This is a genomic window from Ruegeria sp. BHSC037, assembly GCF_059613045.1.
Genome location: NZ_JBXWRT010000012.1, coordinates 1 through 18,868, shown reverse-complemented (window position 1 = coordinate 18,868; position 18,868 = coordinate 1). Strand labels below are relative to the sequence as shown.

General features: G+C 64.2%; 20 protein-coding genes. 8 read left to right on the top strand and 12 right to left on the bottom strand.

Annotated elements, in window-relative coordinates; all coding sequences use genetic code 11:
* Positions 1 to 4: 4 nt before the first annotated feature.
* A complete protein-coding gene (locus tag AC2FMN_RS12615) occupies positions 5 to 475 on the bottom strand; it encodes a tetratricopeptide repeat protein (RefSeq protein WP_496680654.1) in 471 nt (156 codons plus the stop codon).
* 6 nt (positions 476 to 481) lie between these two features.
* On the opposite strand from AC2FMN_RS12615, the gene AC2FMN_RS12610 reads away from it, so the two are divergent.
* Positions 482 to 1,762 carry a cytochrome-c peroxidase gene (locus tag AC2FMN_RS12610; protein ID WP_496688552.1) on the top strand — a complete coding sequence of 427 codons (1,281 nt, stop codon included), beginning with the start codon at positions 482 to 484 and terminating at the stop codon, positions 1,760 to 1,762.
* A gap of 40 nt (positions 1,763 to 1,802) precedes the next feature.
* On the opposite strand, the gene gcvP is transcribed toward AC2FMN_RS12610, so the two are convergent.
* The 3 genes from gcvP to gcvT all read right to left on the bottom strand — a co-directional run bounded on the left by gcvP (position 1,803) and on the right by gcvT (position 6,283).
* Positions 1,803 to 4,658 (bottom strand): aminomethyl-transferring glycine dehydrogenase, encoded by a 2,856-nt coding sequence (gene gcvP / locus AC2FMN_RS12605; protein ID WP_496688550.1) that lies wholly within the window; start codon positions 4,656 to 4,658, stop codon positions 1,803 to 1,805.
* 143 nt (positions 4,659 to 4,801) lie between these two features.
* Positions 4,802 to 5,167: a glycine cleavage system protein GcvH gene (gene gcvH / locus AC2FMN_RS12600; RefSeq protein ID WP_496680648.1), complete on the bottom strand. Its 366-nt coding sequence runs from the start codon at positions 5,165 to 5,167 to the stop codon at positions 4,802 to 4,804.
* Positions 5,168 to 5,185: 18 nt separating this feature from the next.
* Positions 5,186 to 6,283, bottom strand: coding sequence for a glycine cleavage system aminomethyltransferase GcvT (gene gcvT, locus AC2FMN_RS12595; RefSeq protein ID WP_496688548.1), 1,098 nt, complete (start codon positions 6,281 to 6,283; stop codon positions 5,186 to 5,188).
* 366 nt (positions 6,284 to 6,649) lie between these two features.
* Between gcvT and AC2FMN_RS12590 the strand changes: the two genes are divergently transcribed.
* Genes AC2FMN_RS12590 through AC2FMN_RS12575 form a run of 4 tightly spaced genes read left to right on the top strand, consistent with a single transcriptional unit; the run spans position 6,650 to position 10,156 of the window.
* Positions 6,650 to 7,300 (top strand): histidine phosphatase family protein, encoded by a 651-nt coding sequence (locus AC2FMN_RS12590; protein WP_496680644.1) that lies wholly within the window; start codon positions 6,650 to 6,652, stop codon positions 7,298 to 7,300.
* 24 nt (positions 7,301 to 7,324) lie between these two features.
* Entirely contained in the window at positions 7,325 to 7,942 is a 618-nt protein-coding gene (locus tag AC2FMN_RS12585; protein ID WP_496680641.1) for a glutathione S-transferase family protein, read from the top strand.
* Between the two features lie 12 nt (positions 7,943 to 7,954).
* Positions 7,955 to 9,010, top strand: a complete 1,056-nt coding sequence (locus tag AC2FMN_RS12580) for a saccharopine dehydrogenase (RefSeq protein ID WP_496688546.1) — start codon at positions 7,955 to 7,957, stop codon at positions 9,008 to 9,010.
* A 3-nt stretch (positions 9,011 to 9,013) separates the two neighbouring features.
* Positions 9,014 to 10,156 carry a saccharopine dehydrogenase family protein gene (locus AC2FMN_RS12575; RefSeq protein WP_496688544.1) on the top strand — a complete coding sequence of 381 codons (1,143 nt, stop codon included), beginning with the start codon at positions 9,014 to 9,016 and terminating at the stop codon, positions 10,154 to 10,156.
* An 81-nt stretch (positions 10,157 to 10,237) separates the two neighbouring features.
* On the opposite strand, the gene AC2FMN_RS12570 is transcribed toward AC2FMN_RS12575, so the two are convergent.
* The 5 genes from AC2FMN_RS12570 to AC2FMN_RS12550 all read right to left on the bottom strand — a co-directional run bounded on the left by AC2FMN_RS12570 (position 10,238) and on the right by AC2FMN_RS12550 (position 13,178).
* A complete protein-coding gene (locus tag AC2FMN_RS12570) occupies positions 10,238 to 10,441 on the bottom strand; it encodes a hypothetical protein (RefSeq protein ID WP_496680635.1) in 204 nt (67 codons plus the stop codon).
* Between the two features lie 41 nt (positions 10,442 to 10,482).
* Positions 10,483 to 10,716, bottom strand: a complete 234-nt coding sequence (locus tag AC2FMN_RS12565; RefSeq protein WP_496688543.1) for a hypothetical protein — start codon at positions 10,714 to 10,716, stop codon at positions 10,483 to 10,485.
* A 128-nt stretch (positions 10,717 to 10,844) separates the two neighbouring features.
* Complete coding sequence (locus tag AC2FMN_RS12560) at positions 10,845 to 11,897, bottom strand: hypothetical protein (RefSeq protein ID WP_496688541.1); 1,053 nt, start codon at positions 11,895 to 11,897, stop codon at positions 10,845 to 10,847.
* A 106-nt stretch (positions 11,898 to 12,003) separates the two neighbouring features.
* Positions 12,004 to 12,321: a DUF3775 domain-containing protein gene (locus AC2FMN_RS12555; protein ID WP_496680628.1), complete on the bottom strand. Its 318-nt coding sequence runs from the start codon at positions 12,319 to 12,321 to the stop codon at positions 12,004 to 12,006.
* 86 nt (positions 12,322 to 12,407) lie between these two features.
* The gene (locus AC2FMN_RS12550; RefSeq protein ID WP_496688540.1) at positions 12,408 to 13,178 is read right to left on the bottom strand and encodes a DUF1365 domain-containing protein; all 771 of its coding nucleotides are present in this window, start codon (positions 13,176 to 13,178) and stop codon (positions 12,408 to 12,410) included.
* Positions 13,179 to 13,316: 138 nt separating this feature from the next.
* Between AC2FMN_RS12550 and AC2FMN_RS12545 the strand changes: the two genes are divergently transcribed.
* From AC2FMN_RS12545 to AC2FMN_RS12535, 3 genes are read left to right on the top strand one after another with little or no spacing between them, the layout of a single operon-like run.
* On the top strand, positions 13,317 to 13,973 hold the full coding sequence (locus AC2FMN_RS12545; protein ID WP_496680623.1) for a sigma-70 family RNA polymerase sigma factor: 657 nt from the start codon (positions 13,317 to 13,319) through the stop codon (positions 13,971 to 13,973).
* 10 nt (positions 13,974 to 13,983) lie between these two features.
* Positions 13,984 to 14,634: a ChrR family anti-sigma-E factor gene (locus AC2FMN_RS12540; protein ID WP_496688538.1), complete on the top strand. Its 651-nt coding sequence runs from the start codon at positions 13,984 to 13,986 to the stop codon at positions 14,632 to 14,634.
* A 56-nt stretch (positions 14,635 to 14,690) separates the two neighbouring features.
* Positions 14,691 to 15,095: a hypothetical protein gene (locus AC2FMN_RS12535; RefSeq protein WP_496688536.1), complete on the top strand. Its 405-nt coding sequence runs from the start codon at positions 14,691 to 14,693 to the stop codon at positions 15,093 to 15,095.
* Between the two features lie 3 nt (positions 15,096 to 15,098).
* Here AC2FMN_RS12535 and AC2FMN_RS12530 read toward each other — a convergent pair whose 3' ends face one another.
* From AC2FMN_RS12530 to AC2FMN_RS12520, 3 genes are all read right to left on the bottom strand, one after another.
* Positions 15,099 to 16,337, bottom strand: a complete 1,239-nt coding sequence (locus AC2FMN_RS12530) for a DNA recombination protein RmuC (RefSeq protein ID WP_496680618.1) — start codon at positions 16,335 to 16,337, stop codon at positions 15,099 to 15,101.
* Positions 16,338 to 16,394: 57 nt separating this feature from the next.
* Complete coding sequence (mutL, locus tag AC2FMN_RS12525) at positions 16,395 to 18,257, bottom strand: DNA mismatch repair endonuclease MutL (protein ID WP_496688534.1); 1,863 nt, start codon at positions 18,255 to 18,257, stop codon at positions 16,395 to 16,397.
* 283 nt (positions 18,258 to 18,540) lie between these two features.
* On the bottom strand, positions 18,541 to 18,868 hold a 328-nt coding region (locus AC2FMN_RS12520; protein WP_496688532.1), incomplete at its 5' end, for a metal ABC transporter permease.

Below are 18,868 nucleotides of genomic sequence, written 5' to 3'. Positions count from 1 at the left end.
GCCCTTACCGAAAGGGGTACATCCACCCCTTGTAGTCATTGACCAGCACATGGGCCTTTTCGATCTGTTCGGGCGTCATCTTCTTGACCACCTCTTCCAGGCTGATCGCCGCATCGGGGTCGCCGCCGATGGCGCTGAGCGTATACCACATGTAGGCCCGCACCAGATCAGGCGCGGGCAGGCCCAGACCCAGCTCGTAATACCATCCGACACCCGATTGCGCGCCCGGATGCCCCTTCATCGAGGCACGCAGATACCATTCGAACGCGCGCTCGTAGTCCTGCTTAACCCCAAGGCCAAGGCCGTACATCACGCCGATCAGCTCCTCGGCCTCGGCGTTGCCCGACCGGGCCGCCGGCAGAAGCTGTTCGCGCGCGGCGGCAAACTTGCCCGCCTCCATCAGGTCGCGGGCCTGTTCCAGTTCGGCCCAAACGGGCGTGGCGGCAAGACAAAGGGCAAGCACAAGCTGGCGCATGGTGCGGTGGGTCTCCTGTTTTGCGGGGCGGCCTGGGCGCAGGACCTGCCCGCGCCACTGACCGATGACGACTTTCTGTTCTTTGATAGGGAACAGGCCGCGATCGGTCATCAGCTATTTTATGACCCGATCCTGTCGGGCAACCGCAACATCAGCTGCGCCCATTGCCACCACCCCGATTTCGGCACCTCCGATGGCCTGTCGCTTGGCATCGGCGAGGGCGGCGAGGGTCTTGGCCCCGACCGCACACCCGGCACCGGGGCGGACCGCATCCGCAAACGCATCCCGCGCAACGCGCCGGGCCTATGGAACTTGGGCGCGCGCGACATCCACACGATGTTCCATGACGGGCGGCTCAGCCTGTCGGACGTCTATGGCAACGGGTTCAACTCGCCCGCGCAGGAATGGCTGCCCGAAGGGCTGAACTCGCTGCTGGCCGCGCAAGCGCTGTTTCCGCTGACCGCTCAGTTCGAAATGGCCGGGAACGTGGCCGAGAACGAGGTCACCGGCGCCGTGCATGACCGGATCGACAAGGGCTGGCCGATTCTGGCCAAGCGGGTGCGGACCGACCCCAAATACGGCCCGGCGATGGTGGCCGCCTTTGACGACGTGGACAGCACCGAGGACATAACCATCACCCATGTCGCCAACGCTCTGGCCGCTTTCATGGCCATCGAATGGCGCAGCACCGACAGCCCGTTCGACCAGTACCTGGCCGGAGACGAGACCGCCCTGACCCCCGATCAGAAGGCCGGGATGCGGCTGTTCTACGGCAAGGCGCGGTGCGCCACCTGCCATTCGGGGCCGCTGCTGTCGGATCAGAAATTCCACGCGCTGGCCCTGCCGCCATTCGGCCCGGGCCGCACCCGGCAATGGGATGCCTATGCCCGCGACGTGGGTCGCATGGGCGAAAGCGACCGGCTGGAGGACGCCTACCGGTTCCGCACGCCCATGCTGCGCAACGTGGCGCTGACCGCGCCCTATGGCCACAACGGCGCCTTTCCCGACCTCGAAGGGATCATCCGCCACCACCTGAACCCGGCAACCAGCCTGTCGCGCTGGACAACCGATCAGGCCGCGCTGCCCAAGGTGCCGTGGCTGGAACAGACCGATTTCATCGTCTGGCAGGACCGGTTCGAGATGGCGCGCCAACGCGCCAAGGTCGACATCACGCCAGTTGCTCTGAGCGACGATGAGATCGCGCAACTGGTGGTGTTCCTGCACGCCCTGACCGGGATGAGCGTGGACGCGCCGCCCTTTGGCGTGCCCGCGGACTTCAAGCCCTAGGAAAAACCCCCGCCGGATCGGGCGGGGGTTTCAGGTTTTTTTATTCGGCGGCTTCCTCGTACGCTTCCATGGGCGGGCATGTGCAGACGAGGTTCCGGTCTCCGTACGCGTTGTCGACGCGGTTGACGGGCGACCAGTATTTGTCGACGCCCATGGAACCCGGCGGGAAGCAGGCCTGTTCGCGGGTGTAGGGTCGGTCCCACTCGCCCACCAGGTCGCGCACCGTGTGGGGGGCGTTCTTCAGCGGGTTGTTCTCGGGGTCGATCTTGCCGTCGATCACATCCTGCGCCTCGGCGCGGATCGACAGCATGGCGTCGCAGAAGCGGTCCAGCTCGTCCTTGGGTTCCGATTCCGTCGGTTCGACCATCAGCGTGCCGGCCACCGGCCAGGACATGGTCGGCGCGTGGAAGCCGCTGTCGATCAGGCGCTTGGCCACGTCATCGACAGTGATGTTGCCGGCCTCGGCCAGGGGGCGGGTGTCGAGGATGCATTCATGCGCCACCCGGCCGGACTCGGAGGTGTAAAGGATCGGATAGGCCTCCTGCAGACGCGCGGCGATGTAGTTGGCGTTCAGGATCGCAACCTTGGTCGCCTGGGTCAGACCCGCGCCGCCCATCAGCAGCACATAGGCCCAGCTGACCGGCAGGATCGAGGGCGAGCCGAAGGGCGCCGCCGAGACCGGCCCCACGGCGGTGCCGTATTCCGGGTGGCCCGGCAGGTAGGGCTCCAGATGCGCCTTGACGCCGATCGGGCCCATGCCGGGGCCGCCCCCGCCATGCGGGATGCAGAAGGTCTTGTGCAGGTTCAGGTGGCTGACGTCGCCGCCGATGTCGCCGGGGCGCGACAGGCCCACCATGGCGTTCATGTTGGCCCCGTCGATATAGACCTGCCCGCCGTGGTCATGGGTGATCTGACAGACTTCCTGCACGGTTTCCTCGAACACGCCGTGGGTCGAGGGATAGGTGATCATGCAGCCGGCCAGGTTGTCCGAGTGCTTCTCGGCCTTCTCGCGGAAGTCGGTCAGATCGATGTTGCCCTTCGCGTCCGCCTTCACCGGCACCACCTGCCAGCCGACCATCTGGGCCGAGGCCGGGTTGGTCCCATGCGCCGAGGTCGGGATCAGGCAGACATTGCGGTGCCCCTGCCCGTTGGCGATATGATAGTTGCGGATCGTCAGCAGGCCCGCATATTCGCCTTGCGCGCCCGAGTTGGGCTGCTGGCTGATCGCGTCATAGCCGGTGATCTGGCATAGCTTGTCGTTCAAATCGGCGATCATCTCGTGATAGCCCTGCGCCTGATCTTCCGGAACGAACGGGTGCATATTGGCGAACTCGGGCCAAGTGACCGGGATCATCTCGATCGTCGCGTTCAGCTTCATGGTGCAGCTGCCCAGCGGGATCATCGCCCGGTCCAGCGCCAGGTCGCGGTCGGCCAGGCGGCGCATGTAGCGGGTCATCTCGGCCTCGGCCCGGTTCTTGTGAAAGATCGGGTGGGTCAGGTAGGGCGTCTCGCGCAGCGCATAGTCCGGCAGGCGGTACTGCTTGTTCGAGCTGTCGTCCTTCTTGTCGATGCCTAAGGCACCCCAGACGGCCTCAATCGTCTCGGACCGGGTCTGTTCGTCGAGGCTGATGCCGACGCGGGTCTCGCCCACCTTGCGGAGGTTGACGCCGCGCGCCACGGCCGCCTCCATGACGGTCTTCTGCAGCGGGCCGACCTCGACGGTGATGGTGTCGAAGAACACCTCGGGTTCGACCTTGAAGCCGTGCTCTTCCAGCCCGGCCGCGAGGCGCGAGGTCTTGCGGTGCACCGACTGCGCGATCGCCTTGATCCCGTCGGGGCCGTGGTACACGGCATACATCGAGGCGATCACCGCCAGCAGCGCCTGCGCGGTGCAGACGTTCGAATTGGCCTTCTCGCGGCGGATGTGCTGTTCGCGGGTCTGCAGCGCCAGGCGATAGGCCTTGTTGCCGCGGCTATCGATGCTGACGCCGATGATCCGGCCCGGCATCGCGCGCTTGAGTTTGTCGGTGGTGGCCATGTAGGCGGCGTGCGGGCCGCCATAGCCCATCGGCACGCCGAAGCGCTGGGTCGAGCCCACGGCGATATCGGCGCCCATTTCGCCCGGGGATTTCAGCAGCGCCAGCGACAGGATGTCGGCGGCGACGATGGCGATCGCGTTGTGTTCATGCAGCGCCGCAATCTCCTTGGTGAAGTCGCGCACGTGGCCATAGGTGCCCGGATACTGGAAGATCGCGCCAAAGACCGCGCCGGGATCCAGTTCGTCGGGATCGGCTACCTTGACGTCGATGCCCAGGGGCTCGGCCCGGGTCTTGATCACCGCGATGGTCTGCGGGTGGCAGTTGCGGTCAACGAAGAAGGCCGCGTTGTTGGCCTTGGACCGGCCGCCGCGCTTGGCCATCGCCATCGCCTCGGCCGCTGCGGTCGCCTCGTCCAACAGCGAGGCGTTAGCCACGTCCAGCCCGGTCAGGTCGCTGACCATGGTCTGGAAGTTCAACAGCGCCTCGAGCCGGCCCTGGCTGATCTCGGGCTGATAGGGCGTATAAGCGGTGTACCAGGCCGGGTTTTCCAGGATGTTGCGCAGGATCGGCGCAGGCGTGGTGGTGCCGTAATAGCCCTGACCGATCAGCGAGGTCAGAACCTTGTTCTTACCCGCCACTTTTTTCATGTGATAGAGCGCGTCGCGTTCCGTCATCGCCGGACCCCAGTCCAGCGGGTCTTTCTGCCGGATCGCCGGGGGGACGGTGGCGTCGATCAGATCGTCCAGCGTCTTGAAGCCGATTACCTTGAGCATGTCGCGCATCTCGGTCGGGCTGGGACCGATATGGCGGCGGTTGGCAAAGTCATAGGCTTCGTAGTCGGTCAGTTTGAAGGCCATTGCAGCGCTCCCATGGATAGGTCAGGCCCGGCGGAGACTGCGGGAGCCTCCGGCGGGGATATTTCTTGCCAGATGAAGGGCGGAGCCCAAATTCGGCGGTATATGAAAAACGATGGAGCCCCATGCCGGGACTCCGGTCGGGTTTACCCGATAAACGTCTTGTAGGCGGCCTCGTCCATCAGATCTTCCAGCTGCGCGGCATCGGTGATCTTGATCTTGTAGATCCACGCTTCGCCCTCGGGATCCTCGTTCAGCGCGCCCGGGTTGTCGGCCAGCGCTTCGTTCACCTCGAGGATCTCGCCATCGACCGGGGCATAGATCTCGGAGGCCGCCTTGACGGATTCGATCACCCCGATCTCGCCGTCCTTCTCGAACTCTTCACCCACCTCCTGCTGCTCGACGAAGACCACCTCGCCCAGCTGCTCGGCCGCGTGCTTGGTGATGCCCAGCGTGGCCGTGTCGCCCTCGACCGTCAGCCATTCATGTTCTTCGGAATAATAGGTTGCCATGATGTCTCTCTCCTGACTTCAACGCTTGTAATTCTGTTTGACGAAGGGCAGCGCCACGATCCGCGCCGGCTGCGCCTTGCCCCGGATGATCAGGCTCACCTGTTCGCCCGGCTCGGAGTGGCCAGCGGCGACATAGCCCATCGCAACCGGACCGCCGACCGTCGGGCCGAACCCGCCCGAGGTGATCTGACCGATCGTGTTGCCCTGAAGATCCTGCACCTCGACCCCCTGTCGCGCCGGGGCGCGGCCGTCGGGCTTGATCCCAACCAGCTTGCGCGTGGGGCCGGCGGCCAGCTCTTTCTGGATGCGTGCCGCGCCGGGAAAGCCGCCCTCTTCCTTGCGCCGCTTCTGGATCGCCCAGGCCAGGTTGGCCTCGATCGCCGAGGTGCTCTGGTCGATGTCATTGCCGTAAAGGCACAGCCCCGCCTCCAGCCGCAGGCTGTCGCGCGCGCCCAGGCCCGCCGGCTCGCAATCCTCATGCGCCAGCAGGGCGCGGGTGATCTCGATCGCCTTGTCCTCGGGGATCGAGATCTCGTAGCCGTCCTCGCCCGTGTAGCCCAGCCGCGAGATCCGGCATTCGACGCCGTTGATCGGGGCCACGGTGGTTTCCATGAACTTCAGATCGCGGGCGGCCGGGCACAGTGCGCCAACCACGTCTTCGGCCCTGGGGCCTTGAACAGCCACCAGCGCGCGGTCGAAGATCTCGGTCACCTCGACCCCGTCCAGATGCGCGCGCATGTGCGGAATGTCCTGATCGCGCAGCGCCGCGTTCACCACCACGAAGAAATGATCGCCCGCGTTCGACACGATCAGGTCGTCCATGATCCCGCCGTCTTCGTTGGTGAAGAACCCATAGCGCGCCTTGCCCTCGGGCAGTGTCGCAAAAGCCTGCGGGCACAATGCCTCGAGCTTCTCGCCCACATTCTCACCCCGCAGGATCACCTGGCCCATGTGGCTCACGTCAAACAGCGCCGCCTTCTCGCGGCATTGCTTGTGCTCGCCCATGATCCCCAAAGGATACTGAACGGGCATCTCCCAGCCTGCAAAGTCAACCAGCTTGCCACCCAGTTCGACATGAAGAGCGTGCAGCGGCGTGCGGCGGAGCGTGTCTGTCATTTCAATGACCTTTCCTTGGATAAGACCGCAGGGGCTGTGTCACACCGGAAGGGAAGGCGGTCTCGACTCGACCCCATCCTAGCCCAATAACCGCGACGCATGACCCCCATTCCTGCGGGTGAGACCGGATCAGCGGTGGCGTCAATCGGGTGGCGGTCATTGCGGCCCAAATCGCGATGCAAGACAAGAGGTATACGGCCGCATTCGGCAGCCAATGTTCCTATAGGAAACTTTTTTCCGTTAAGCAACACGCGAATTGATCCGGGCCGCCTGTGTCGTGATCGCGAGATTTACGGCCCTGCCGGTCGAACGCCTCTGGCCCCTTGCGGAAACCTGCCCTAAGACTTCGCAGCAAGAGGGACGCACATGTCATACATCACATTGGTTCGCCACGGACAGGCCAACACCGCCGCGCGCGATGAGGTCAACTACGACAAGCTCAGCCCGCTGGGCCATCAGCAGGCACGGTGGCTGGGTGCCTATCTGCAAGACACGCGGGCGCATTACCCGCGCGTGTTCTGCGGCACCTTGACCCGCCACCTGGAAACGGCGGCCAGCATGGGCTTGCCGGATCCGGTCCGTGACCCGCGCCTGAACGAAATCGAGTATTTCACCCTAGCCAAACTGTTCGAGGAACAGCACGGCGTAGCGATCCCGACCGACCGCGAGGGCTTTGTCCGGCACCTGCCGCAGACCTTCGAGGCCTGGGCGCGGGGCGATATCAAAGATGCGCCGGAAACCTTCGAACAGTTCGAAACCCGCGTCTCGGACGCCCTGCGAGAGATTCACGCCGGGGACGGGCCGGCCATCGTGGTGACCTCGGGCGGGTTGATCTCGATGGTGGTGCGGCAGGCGATGGGGCTGGACATTCCGGCGATGGCGCGGGTGGCCCTTGCCATCATGAACACGTCGTTGCATCGTCTGCACCCGATCGGGGCCGATCTGAGCCCCGTTCTGTTCAACGCGGTCCCGCATCTGGAAGCGCCCGACCGGCAGTTCGCCCAGACGCATCTGTAACCGCCCAACCCGACGGAGCCGCCGATGCAGCTGTACTATGCGCCCAACACCATATCGGTTGCGACCGCCATCACCTTGGAAGAGGCAGCGCTGGACTATCAGCCGGTCCGACTGGACTTCGCTTCGGGCGAGCAGACGACGGCGGCCTACAGGCAGATCAACCCCAAGGGGCGCGTGCCCGCGCTGGTGGTCGAGGGCGGCATTCTGACCGAAACCGGCGCCTTGATGGAATTCATTGCCGCCAAGGCCCCCGAGGCCGGGCTTGTCCCCGACGACCCGCTGCAGGCGGCGCGGATGCGTGAGGTGATGTATTACCTGGCCTCGACCATGCATGTGAACCATGCGCACAAGATGCGTGGGCACCGCTGGGCCGACAGGAATTCCAGCTGGAAGGACATGGCGGCCAAGGTGGCCCAGACCATGACCGCATCCTGCAAGTATGTCGAGACGAACGGCCTGCGCGGCCCGTTCGTGCTGGGCGAAAGGTTCAGCCTTGCCGACCCGTATCTTTACGTGGTGTGCAGCTGGCTCGAGGGGGATGGGGTCGATGTTTCGGCCTTTCCCAAGATCGTCGCGTTTCGCGACGCGATGGAGGCACGCGCATCCGTCAGGGCGGTTCGAGCCGCCGGGATGCTGGGATAACAGGAAGAACAGATGACACATCTCTGGGTCCGGGCCGAACAGCGCCCGAACGAGGAACGGGTGGGGCTGACGCCCGAGGGTGCGGCGCAACTGATCGACGCCGGCATCCGCGTGACGGTCGAGGAAAGCCATGTCCGCGCCATCCCGATCGACGGCTACCGCGCGGCGGGCTGCGAAATCGCGCCGGAAAACTCCTGGCCGGAGGCGCCGCTGGATGCGATCATCTTCGGCCTCAAGGAATTGCCCGAGTACGGCACGCCCCTGCCGCATCGCCACATCATGTTCGGTCATGCCTTCAAGGGCCAGCATTCGGGCCGAAAGCTGCTGGAGCGGTTCAAGGCCGGCGACGGCACGCTGTATGACCTGGAATACCTGGTGGACGAGACCGGGCGGCGCGTCGCGGCCTTCGGCTATTGGGCCGGGTATGCCGGCGCGGCGGTAACGCTTAAGACCTGGGCGGCGCAGCAGCGCGGCGAGATCTGCGGCCTCGTCGGCGCCTATCCCGGCAAGGATGCGCTGAACGCCGAACTTTTGGCCGAGTTGGACGCCACCGGCGCGCCCCGCCCCCGCGCCATCGTGATCGGCGCGCTGGGAAGGGTCGGCACCGGCGCGTCCGACCTGTGCGAGGCAATGGGGGTCGAGGTGACGAAATGGGACATGGCGGAAACCGCCCATGGCGGGCCGTTCCCGGAGATTCTGGAACACGACATCTTCCTGAACTGCATCTTCGCGCGGCCCGGAACCCCGGTCTTCGTCCCGCGCGAGGCGCTGAATGCCCCGCGCAAGCTGACCGCCATCGGCGACGTGGCCTGCGACCCCGACAGCGACTACAACCCGGTCCCGGTCTATGACCGCGCCACCACTTGGGAAGAACCCGCCCTGCGCGTGGCCACCGACCCTGTGCTGGACGTGATGGCCATCGACAACCTGCCCTCGATGCTGCCTGTCGAAAGCTCGGAAGACTACGCCGCGCAGCTTCTGCCCTCGCTGCTTGCGCTGACCGACATCGACAGCGGCGTCTGGGGCCGGGCCAAGGCGACATTCGAAACTCACATGAAGGGAATCTGAGCCATGACGATTCATTGGTGCGGCACCGGCCTGTCGGCCATTCCCGGCCTGCGAGGCCTGATCGAGGCCGGCCACAAGGTGACCGTCTGGAACCGGACCGTCGAAAAGGCCCGCGCCGAGGTCGGCGACCTGACCGACGACATCCGGGCCTTCGACATCGACGCCTTGGGCGCGGTGCTGGAAAAGGGTGACGTGATCGTCTCGATGCTGCCGGGCGACTGGCACGTACCGCTGGCGGAACTGGCGATCGAGAAGGGCGCGCATTTTGTCTCGTCCTCCTACATCGCGCCCGAAATGCGCGCGCTGGACGACAAGGCTCGCGAGGCCGGCGTCGCGCTGGTCAATGAGGTTGGGCTGGATCCGGGCATCGACCACCTGATGGCCCATGCGCTGGTCGACGATTACCGCGCCTCCGACGCCTTCGATCCGGAAAATCACCTGAGCTTCATTTCCTATTGCGGCGGCATCCCCAAGAACCCCAACCCGTTCCGCTACAAGTTCAGCTGGTCGCCCTTGGGCGTGCTCAAGGCGCTGCGCTCGCCCTCGCGGTCGATCCGCGATTATGCCCCGCTGGACGTGGCCCGGCCCTGGGACGCGATCAGCACCTATGTCGCGCCGCTGCCCACGCCCGAAAGTTTCGAGGTCTATCCGAACCGCGACTCGATCCCCTTCATTCAGCAGTACCATTTCGAGGAGCACTGGCCGGTAAAGGAATTCGTCCGCGGCACCCTTCGGCTGAACGGCTGGTCGGATGCGTGGTCGGACGTGTTCCGCGAAATCGAAACGCTGGAAGGCCCCGAGGGCGAAGCGCGGCTCAAGGAAATGTCCGACCAGTTCTGGGCCGAGAACGCCTATGAAGAGGGCGAGCCCGACCGCGTTGTGCTCTGCGTCGGCCTGAAGGCCGAGAAGGACGGCAGGCCGGCCTGGCACAAGACCTACGTGATGGACGCCTGGGGCGACGCGCGCGGCAGCGCCATGGCCCGCCTCGTCTCAATCCCGGTCTCGCTCGCGGTCGAGGCGGTTTTGAACCGCGCCATCCCCGCTGGAGTCCACGCCGCCCCCAGCGACCCGAAACTGGTTCAGGCCTGGATGGCCGAGATTGACAGGCTGGCGCAGCACCTGCAGGTGGTCGACCACCTGACCTGAACCAACCAAAAAGCCATTCCGGACGCACCGGAATGGCTTTTTTTCCGGCTGGACAAGACTGTCCGATCGTCGCTTCGGGCGTCAGATGTAGCGCTCGATCGTTTCCTCAAGATCGCTGCGGTTGATCCCCAACTCGGACAGATGATGATCGCTCAACGTATTCAAATGCTGAGCGGCACTTACGATATCGCCCTTGATCGCGTGAATGCGCATGGCTCTGTCAAACAATAACAAAGCGCTGGCGGTCGGCTCATGTCGGCTGGTCGGTATGACGCGGTCAAACATTTTCCCTTCCTCCCCGGATGGTTGCATGGGCTGGGCGTCAGTCAGCGCGACTGCCGATATGGTGCGTTGCGATAAACGCTCTGGTATGCGCGGCGATTGATCTCCGTTCGATCGACACCGATGTCCTTCAGCCGATCATGGCTGAGCCGCTCGAGATCGCGCACGGTTTTTGCCAGGATACGGCGGCGGGATCGTTCAACTCTGGCATCCGTGTATTTGGCGAATATGCCCCTAAACAGGCCGGATTGAAGCTTTTCTGTTCGTGCGGTTGCCATTGTCGTGTCCTCCTGAAAACTGAGCTGCGATGCAGCACTGACACTAGATAAAGGAGGCCTACGTTAACGGTTCCGGACCGACCCATTAAGCCGAGTTAATCCTTTGCCGAAACGAAAGGTGAAGCGTGTCATTGGCCTGCTGGCAAAGTCGCGCGCAGGGCAAAAGCCGTGGCGGGATCGGTTTCCGGATCAAACAGCAGCTTGCGCAATCGCGGCACCAGCGTCTCGTCGCCCCAATCGCGGACAGCAAATGCAATACGCGCCGCGTTTTCGGTGTCTGTTTCCAAAACTTCGGCAAAGATTGCTACGATGGCCGCGCGATGTGCTGGCAACGCGTTGCCAGCATCGACGAGGGCGCGAACCAATGCTCGTGCGTCTTCACTGGCCGCTACAGGAGAACGAAGCGACTGTGCGATCGCGACAAGCGCGACTGCGCCATCCACCTCGATTGCCGCAAGCGCCCAATCCCGCAGGTTGAGACCACCGGTTTCCAACGCGCCCGGATAGACGGACCTTACAGCAGCCAAGGCCGCGTCGTCGGATTGCAAACCCAGCATACGAATGGAGGCAGGTGCATAGGCAATTCGGTTCAGATTACGCAGGTCATGCAACAGCTGCCGGGTAGAAGCGCTGTCGCGATGCCCGCGCACGATATCGTAAGGTGCGCGGTGCAATTCAATCAGGGCGGTATTGCGCAACAGGCGATCATCATCCTGAAGAAAACCTGCAAAAAATGCGACCCGCTCAGCCGAGGCCGATCCACCAATGCTCCAGCCCGGCCCCTGTGCAAGTACCAACGCCACAAAGTCTTTCCGCGCGGGCGTCATCAAGAAGCCTTTGGTCCAGCCATGCACCAAAGCGCGCCCGGCCCGGTCACGACTGTCGGGGCCGTACATCATCAATACCGAACGATCCGGATCCGCTCGCACCGCCGCCCGCGTCACGCTATCGACCAAAAATGGGATTTCGGGCAAAACCGCCAAGTCTTTGCTGTTGCCCTTCAACACCTCGACGGGCACGTATCGGAACGGGTTGTCTGCTGTCGGTGCGGCCAGAACCACGAATTGCGCCATCATCAAACGGTCGGCCAGCGAATGCTCGGGCAGCGTCACGCATACCGTGCAAGCCCGCGCCGGGCTGTTCAGGGCGAAAAAGGCGCACAGCAATGCCAGAGCTTGCAACAGAGTTACTTGACTCGAAATGTGCCGCCTCTCCACCACGCCGCCTCATCAAAAACCAGGGACCTAGCTCACCATACCAAATGCGCGTGTCCGTGGCGACAGCGGTTCACATCAGATCGTTTTCCACATCCTCGGCCGAGATTCCAAGTGCGTCCAATCCGTTTTCCAGGTGGTCAGACATATGCGGCGTACCGATCAGATAGTCGGCGCAGGGGGTCGAGGCCTCGGCCCGCGCGGTTGCGATCGCCTCGGCCAGGTCCTCGGGGAAAAAGCTTTCGCGACCGATCCACATGATCGCGACCAGCTCGGCCTGCTCGTCCTCGCTCATCCGGTCGATGAAGGCGCGCAGTTCGCCTTCGGCCCGGTGCAGTTCGCGCCCCATCAGGGCAACCTGAGCCACTTTTCTGGGCGAGATTTCCAGCATCGGTGTCAACTCCTCTGTCCGCGTTTGCCCCCCATCTGAACCATCCGCACCGGGCGTCGTCCTTGATCTTGCGCAAATTGCGCCGGTCACTCGTGCGACCGCGACACGGGGTCGGCCGGCACCGGCGCGGTGCGGAACGGCAGGAAGGGCGCTTTCCTGACCCACAGCCTGAGCGCCTGCCAGTGGATCAGAAAGACTGCACGCCGGGCCCCGAATGGCCGCCGCAGCAACGACCACAGGATCGCTCGGTTGGTGAGCGCCCGGCGCGGGCCGGTAAGCGTGGCGATCAGTCCGCCCCCGTCGCGCCCATAGTCGATCCAAACGCCAACCCGGTTGGGCCGGAAATCGAAACGGAAGGTATATGTCCCCTCGATCTTCTGGAACGGGGACACATGCATGAGCTTCTCTGCACGGATGCGATCCGATGGCCCGATCGGTGCAAATCCGGGCTTGTGGCAGACATAGCTGTGGCGCGTGCCGTGGGTATTCGTGACCTCGGCCACGACTGCATAGGGTTGGTCCGCATCATCGAGGCAGAACCAGAAACTGACCGGGTTGAACACATGGCCGAAGACTCTGGGTTGCGTCAGCAGGGCGATCCGGGCGGGCTGCGGAATGTCCATTTCCTTAAGGCGCGCGCGTAGCCAGACGGCCCCACTGCCCCGCCCTGGCAGGCCACCGTGGTCGCGGATGCGCCAATTGGTGATGTTGGCGCGGTCCACCGAGAAAAGAAGCGGCGTCCGCGGCCGGACTTCGGGATCGAGCAGAATATAGTCGACTGAATAGCGAAAGGCGTTCTCGATCGCACCTTTCCTGCCGTGATAGGTGTGGGCGGGGACGAATTCGATCGAAGTCATGAACTGGTGCCGTCTTCAACTGCTTGAGGTCGCACGGTTTTTCGTGCGGCTTTCATTTTGTGTACGAAAATTATCCGTTTTCGGATCAAAAATCTCGTTTCCTGTGATCCAGCTTGGGCCAAGCGTCGTAATGCGGTTATGTTTACCGAGATCGACACCGTTGATTTGGACAGTGCCGCGGCAGAAACCGCGGCGCGGCGCGCCAGCAGCGGTAGCAAACGAACCAAGGGAAGTTCGGTGAACGCAACACAAACGAATGGCGCAGCGCGGTGCCCGTGGATCGACCACGTGAAGCGTATCCGCGAAGCGCAGGATCAGACGGCCTTTGCCGAGCTGTTCCAGCACTTTGCCCCTCGGGTCAAGGCGTTCCTGATCCGTTCGGGGTCCGACGCCGGTTTGGCCGAGGAGTGCGCGCAGGAGGTCATGGCGACGCTATGGCACAAGGCCCATCTGTTCGACCCGACGCGGGCGACGGTATCCACCTGGGTCTTCACGATTGCGCGGAACAAACGCATCGACGCCCTGCGCAAGCAGCGGCGTCCCGAACCGGAAGAACTGACGTGGGGCCCCGAGGCGGAGCCCGAACAGGCTGATGTGGTTGCGTTGCAGCAGGAAACGGCGCAGTTGCGCACGGCCCTGCGCGAGCTGCCCGAGGCACAAAGGGAACTGATCGTGAAAGCCTATTTCGGCGACCTGAGCCACCGCGAGATTGCCGCGCAGACGGGTTTGCCGCTGGGTACGATCAAATCGAGAATACGACTGGCGCTGGATCGCCTGCGCCACGCGATGAACTGAGATGACAAAGATGAGCAACGCGATCAAACACCACCTGACAGACGATCTGCTGATGGCCTATGCCGCGGGCGCCTTGCCCGAGGCATTTGACCTGATGGTCGCCACGCACATCTCGCTGTGCGACCACTGCCGCGCGCGCGCCGAAAGCTACGAGGCCGTCGGCGGGCATCTGCTGGAAGATCAAGACGACACGGTGGCGATGAGCCAGGGTTCACTGGCGGCAACCATGGCGCTGATCGCGCAGAGCGCGCCCGCGTCGACACCCAAGCGCCAGGCCTGCAGTGTTCTGCCCGCCCCGTTGCAGGATTACGTTGGCGGCGATGTGCACAGCATCCGTTGGAAACCGATTGGCATGGGCGTCAAGCAGGCCATACTTCCGACCAGCAACGAAGCATCCGCACGCTTGCTGTTCATCCCGGCCGGTGCTGCGGTACCCGATCACGGCCACAAAGGCATGGAGCTGACCATGGTTTTGCAAGGCGCGTTTTCCGACGAGGTGGACCATTTCGCCCGCGGTGACGTCGAGATCGCAGACGAGGACTTAGAACACACGCCCGTGGCCGACATGTCCGAGGATTGCATCTGCCTGGCGGTGACCGACGCTCCGCTGAAGTTCAACAGCCTGATCCCACGTTTGGTGCAGCCCTTCCTGCGAATCTGAACGGTCACTCGGTTGTGCTAGGCTTGGAGCCGGGAATCACCGGGAGGATATGCAGAATGTTGAAACAAGCTCTGGCAGCCCTGTTCATTGCCGTTGTGGCCTTGCCCGCCTTGGCCCAAAGAAAAGCCGAAGTGAAATTCCAGCCCGGAAATTTCGGCTCTATGGTCAGCGGCACCATCACGGGTGATGAATATTTCGACTACGTACTGGGTGCGAAGGGCGGGCAGGAACTGTTTGCCGAGCTTCAGGTCAGCGACACCAACGGCAACGGCGTGATCTATTTCAATATCCTGCCGCCGGGCAGCGACGGGGTCGCGATCTACAATGGCTCGGTCAACGGCAATACCGCCCGGATCAACCTGCCCGAGGACGGAGATTTTACCATCCGCGTCTACCTGATGGGCAATGACCGGGATACCGGCAAGACCGTGGGCTACAATCTAGACCTGTCAATCCAGTAGGCCTCAGCCCTCGGACTTGCCCAGCGGCACCACGTTGGCGCGGTCCTCGGGGGCCAGTTCCTCGAAATCGAAATTGTCCAGCCGCTGCGCCCGGCGACCGGCTTTTTCGGCACTGATCTTGATTTCCGAGATATCCTTGGCCGCCTGACCGAAATGCCGGTCGAGATTGGCCACCCGGTCGCCCAGACGCTCGACATCCTTGTGCAGCATACCCAGTTCCTTGCGGATCGCGCCCGCCTGTTCGCGCATCCGCGCGTCTTTGAGTATGGCGCGCATCGTGTTCAGCGTGGCCATGCAGGTGGTGGGCGATACGATCCAGACCCGTTTCGAGAAACTCTCCTGCACCAGTTCGGGGAACTTGGCGTGCAGTTCGGCATAGACCGCCTCGGAGGGCAGGAACATCAGCGCCCCGTCGGCGGTTTCACCGTCCAGAATGTACTTGGTCGAGATGTCTGTGATGTGCTTGCGCACCGTGCTGCGGAACATCTGCACCGCCGCCTTCAACTCCATGTCACTGCCCGCGCCTACCAGCGCCTCATAGGCTTCCAGCGGGAACTTGCTGTCGATCACGATGGGCCCTGGCGGGTTGGGCAGGCGGATCAGACAGTCGGCGCGTTTGCCGTTCGACAGGGTTGCCTGCAGTACATAGCTGTCCGAGGGCAGCGCCTTGGACACGATGTCGTTCAACTGGATCTCGCCGAAGGCGCCGCGGGTCTGCTTGTTCGACAGGATGTCCTGCAGCGACAGCACGTCGCCCGACAGCTTGGTGATATTGTCCTGCGCCTTGTCGATGGCGGCCAGACGCTCTTGCAGCTGGGTCAGCGAGGTCGCGGTCTGTTTCGAGGTGCCGTGCAAGGTTTCCTTCATCCGCTCCTGCATTTCGGCCAGCGCGCGGGCGGATTTCATGGCGTTGTCGGCCAGCCGGTCGTTCATGTGCTGCTGCACCGCCGACAGGCGTGCCTCGACCGTCTGGATCACCTGCACCTGCGCATTGGCCTGCGTGTCCGAGACATGCTGCAACCCGCCGCGCAGTTGCTCCTGCCCCTGCCCCAACTGCTGCACATGCTGGCCCAGATAGGCCAGCTGCTGCGCCAGTGGCTCGGCCATCCGGGCCGAGCGGTTGGCCGCGCGCAGGGCCAGAAACAGCAGGACGAGGATCAGCAGAACCACCCCCGCCCCGATCAGCGCGGCCATCACCATGGGGTCTTCCAGCGAATATCGGGTGCCTGCAATCTCGATCATCTCAACCTGCGTGTTCTTGTTTTGTTTCTTCTTTTCTATCGCCGACCGGCGGCCGGATCAACTGCGTCCGAACAACCGTTCGATATCGCCCAGCTTCAGTTCCACGTAAGTCGGTCGCCCGTGGTTGCACTGGCCCGAATGGGGCGTGGCCTCCATCTCGCGCAACAGGGCGTTCATCTCTTCGGCGCGCATCCGGCGGCCCGAGCGGACCGAGCCATGACAGGCCACGCGGCTGAGGATCGCCTCGATCCGCGCCTGCACCGTCTGGCTTTCGCCCTGATCGGCCAATTCGTCCAGAATATCCAGGATCATCGCCCGCGCGTTGACCTCGCCCAGAATGGCCGGGGTCTCGCGCACCGCCACCGCGCCGCCGCCGAAGGGTTCGATGGTCAGGCCCAGGCGCGACAGGTCATCGGCCACCGCGAGCAGGCGGGCGCAGTCGCCCTCGGAAAGTTCGACGATCTCGGGGATCAGCAGCGCCTGCGCGGCCACGCCGTTCTCAGCCATCTGTTTCTTCAGTTTCTCATAGACCAGCCGTTCATGCGCGGCGTGTTGGTCCACGATCACCATACCGTCGGCGGTCTGGGCGATGATGTAGTTTTCATGCACCTGCCCGCGCGCGGCCCCCAGGGGCAGATGTTCGGGTGGCGTCTGGTCGGGCTGTGCAGAGGCGGGTTCGGCCACGGGCTCGACCACGCTACCGCTGTAGGCTTTGGCCAGATCGGCAAATCCGGGCGCCTGCGCCTGATAGGCCACCGACCGCGCCGCAGGCGACGGCCGGTCCATCTGATAGACCCGCGCGGGCGCCGTCAGGGCCGGTTCCGGCCGCATCGCGCCAAGCGTCGCATTGGCCACGGTGGTCGAGGCGCGGTGCCCCGCCTCGGCCAGCGCGTGCCGCAGGCTCGAGACGATCAGCCCGCGCGCCACACCGGGATCGCGGAACCGCACCTCGGATTTCGCGGGGTGCACGTTCACGTCAACCAGCGTGGGCTCGCAGTCGATGAACAGGGCCGCCGCCGGGTGCCGGTCGCGGCTGAGGAAATCGAAATAGGCCGCCCGCAGCGCCCCGGTCAGCATCTTGTCGCGCACCGGTCGGCCGTTGACGAACAGGAACTGCGCCACGGCGGCCCCGCGCGAATAGGTGGGCAGCGCGGCATATCCGTACAGCCGGATCCCCTCGCGGGTAGCGTCTATCTGCAAGGCATTCTCGGCAAACTCGCGCCCCAGAATGCGGGCCAGACGGGCGTGCAGCGCGTCGAACAGGTCTCCGTTCTCGCGGTCGGCGCGAAACACCACGCGCCCCTCGCCCCCGCCCGAGACATCGCGCAGGGTGAAGGTGATGGAGGGTTCCGCCATGGCCAGCCGCTTGACCGTGTCCGAGATCGCCTGCGCTTCGGCCCGGTCGGTGCGCATGAATTTCAGCCGCGCGGGCGTGGCATAGAACAGGTCGCGCAGCTCGACTACGGTGCCCGCGCGCAGGGCGGCAGGCTTGACGCCTTCCATCTTGCCGCCGGCCACGCGGATCTGGGCCGCCTCGGCCCCCGGCGCGCGGCTGGTTATGGTCAGACGCCCCACCGCGCCCAGCGAGGGCAGCGCCTCGCCCCGGAACCCGAAGGTGTGGATGTTGAGCAGGTCCGACCCGTCGATCTTGGAGGTCGCGTGGCGCGACAGGGCCAGCGGCAGATCCTCGGGCGCGATGCCGCACCCGTCGTCGGTGACGCGAATCAAGGTCTTGCCGCCATCGGCGATGTCGATGCCGATCCGGGTCGCTCCGGCGTCGATCGCGTTTTCCACCAGTTCCTTGACGGCCGAGGCCGGGCGTTCGACCACTTCACCGGCGGCGATGCGGTTGATCGCGGCTTCGTCGAGTTGCCGGATCACGGGGCGATTTTCGCTGATATTGGGGTTTGCCTGCGCCATACCGCTAGACTTAGCACAATCGCACGCGATTCTGCCACAGGTTTGGACAGGTTCAGGAGAGGGGGGTCGGATCGTCCGGGCCATCGAAACCGGCAAGCTCGACAGGTTGCCTGTATCATCGCGACTGCCCGAACGACCCGAGGTGAGTGGTGGTCGTGCATTTTGCAATGGCTGGGGATGTAGCACGATGTGCCGCTCAAAGCGCGTCCTGATTTCCGCCCCGCCCGGTCTCGGCGAAGTTTGGCCGAAGCAGTGCGGGTCCCGGCGGCGAAAACCTGCGGAATCAACTGGTGCCTGGCACCCCCGCCCGCCCGCGGCATGGCCCGCAAGCGGCGGCCAGGGCCAGGATGACGCCCGAGACCGTGGCGATCATGCCGGCGGCACTGACCGCATCGGCCCAGCCCAGCCACAGCGGCCCATAGCCCGCCAGAACATAGCCGATCACGGCCGACAGCACCGCGAACAGGACGCTCCAGCCGATCTGGGCCTCGAGCCGGTTGGTCATCATCCGGGCAGCGGCAGGCGGGCAGATGAACATCGCGATCACGATGATCGAGCCAACCGCGTCGAACGCAGCCACCGCTGAGATCGCCGCGACCAGCACCAACGCA

What these genes read in the sequence shown, in the direction of transcription:
- gcvT (WP_496688548.1), bottom strand. Translation starts at nt 6,283, where the DNA reads ATGACAGACACGCTCCGCCGCACGCCGCTGCACGCTCTTCATGTCGAA.
- mutL (WP_496688534.1), bottom strand. Translation starts at nt 18,257, where the DNA reads ATGGCGCAGGCAAACCCCAATATCAGCGAAAATCGCCCCGTGATCCGG.
- gcvH (WP_496680648.1), bottom strand. Translation starts at nt 5,167, where the DNA reads ATGGCAACCTATTATTCCGAAGAACATGAATGGCTGACGGTCGAGGGC.
- AC2FMN_RS12615 (WP_496680654.1), bottom strand. Translation starts at nt 475, where the DNA reads ATGCGCCAGCTTGTGCTTGCCCTTTGTCTTGCCGCCACGCCCGTTTGG.
- AC2FMN_RS12580 (WP_496688546.1), top strand. Translation starts at nt 7,955, where the DNA reads ATGACACATCTCTGGGTCCGGGCCGAACAGCGCCCGAACGAGGAACGG.
- AC2FMN_RS12555 (WP_496680628.1), bottom strand. Translation starts at nt 12,321, where the DNA reads ATGCTGGAAATCTCGCCCAGAAAAGTGGCTCAGGTTGCCCTGATGGGG.
- AC2FMN_RS12545 (WP_496680623.1), top strand. Translation starts at nt 13,317, where the DNA reads ATGTTTACCGAGATCGACACCGTTGATTTGGACAGTGCCGCGGCAGAA.
- gcvP (WP_496688550.1), bottom strand. Translation starts at nt 4,658, where the DNA reads ATGGCCTTCAAACTGACCGACTACGAAGCCTATGACTTTGCCAACCGC.
- AC2FMN_RS12585 (WP_496680641.1), top strand. Translation starts at nt 7,325, where the DNA reads ATGCAGCTGTACTATGCGCCCAACACCATATCGGTTGCGACCGCCATC.
- AC2FMN_RS12575 (WP_496688544.1), top strand. Translation starts at nt 9,014, where the DNA reads ATGACGATTCATTGGTGCGGCACCGGCCTGTCGGCCATTCCCGGCCTG.
- AC2FMN_RS12565 (WP_496688543.1), bottom strand. Translation starts at nt 10,716, where the DNA reads ATGGCAACCGCACGAACAGAAAAGCTTCAATCCGGCCTGTTTAGGGGC.
- AC2FMN_RS12570 (WP_496680635.1), bottom strand. Translation starts at nt 10,441, where the DNA reads ATGTTTGACCGCGTCATACCGACCAGCCGACATGAGCCGACCGCCAGC.
- AC2FMN_RS12540 (WP_496688538.1), top strand. Translation starts at nt 13,984, where the DNA reads ATGAGCAACGCGATCAAACACCACCTGACAGACGATCTGCTGATGGCC.
- AC2FMN_RS12590 (WP_496680644.1), top strand. Translation starts at nt 6,650, where the DNA reads ATGTCATACATCACATTGGTTCGCCACGGACAGGCCAACACCGCCGCG.
- AC2FMN_RS12530 (WP_496680618.1), bottom strand. Translation starts at nt 16,337, where the DNA reads ATGATCGAGATTGCAGGCACCCGATATTCGCTGGAAGACCCCATGGTG.
- AC2FMN_RS12535 (WP_496688536.1), top strand. Translation starts at nt 14,691, where the DNA reads ATGTTGAAACAAGCTCTGGCAGCCCTGTTCATTGCCGTTGTGGCCTTG.
- AC2FMN_RS12550 (WP_496688540.1), bottom strand. Translation starts at nt 13,178, where the DNA reads ATGACTTCGATCGAATTCGTCCCCGCCCACACCTATCACGGCAGGAAA.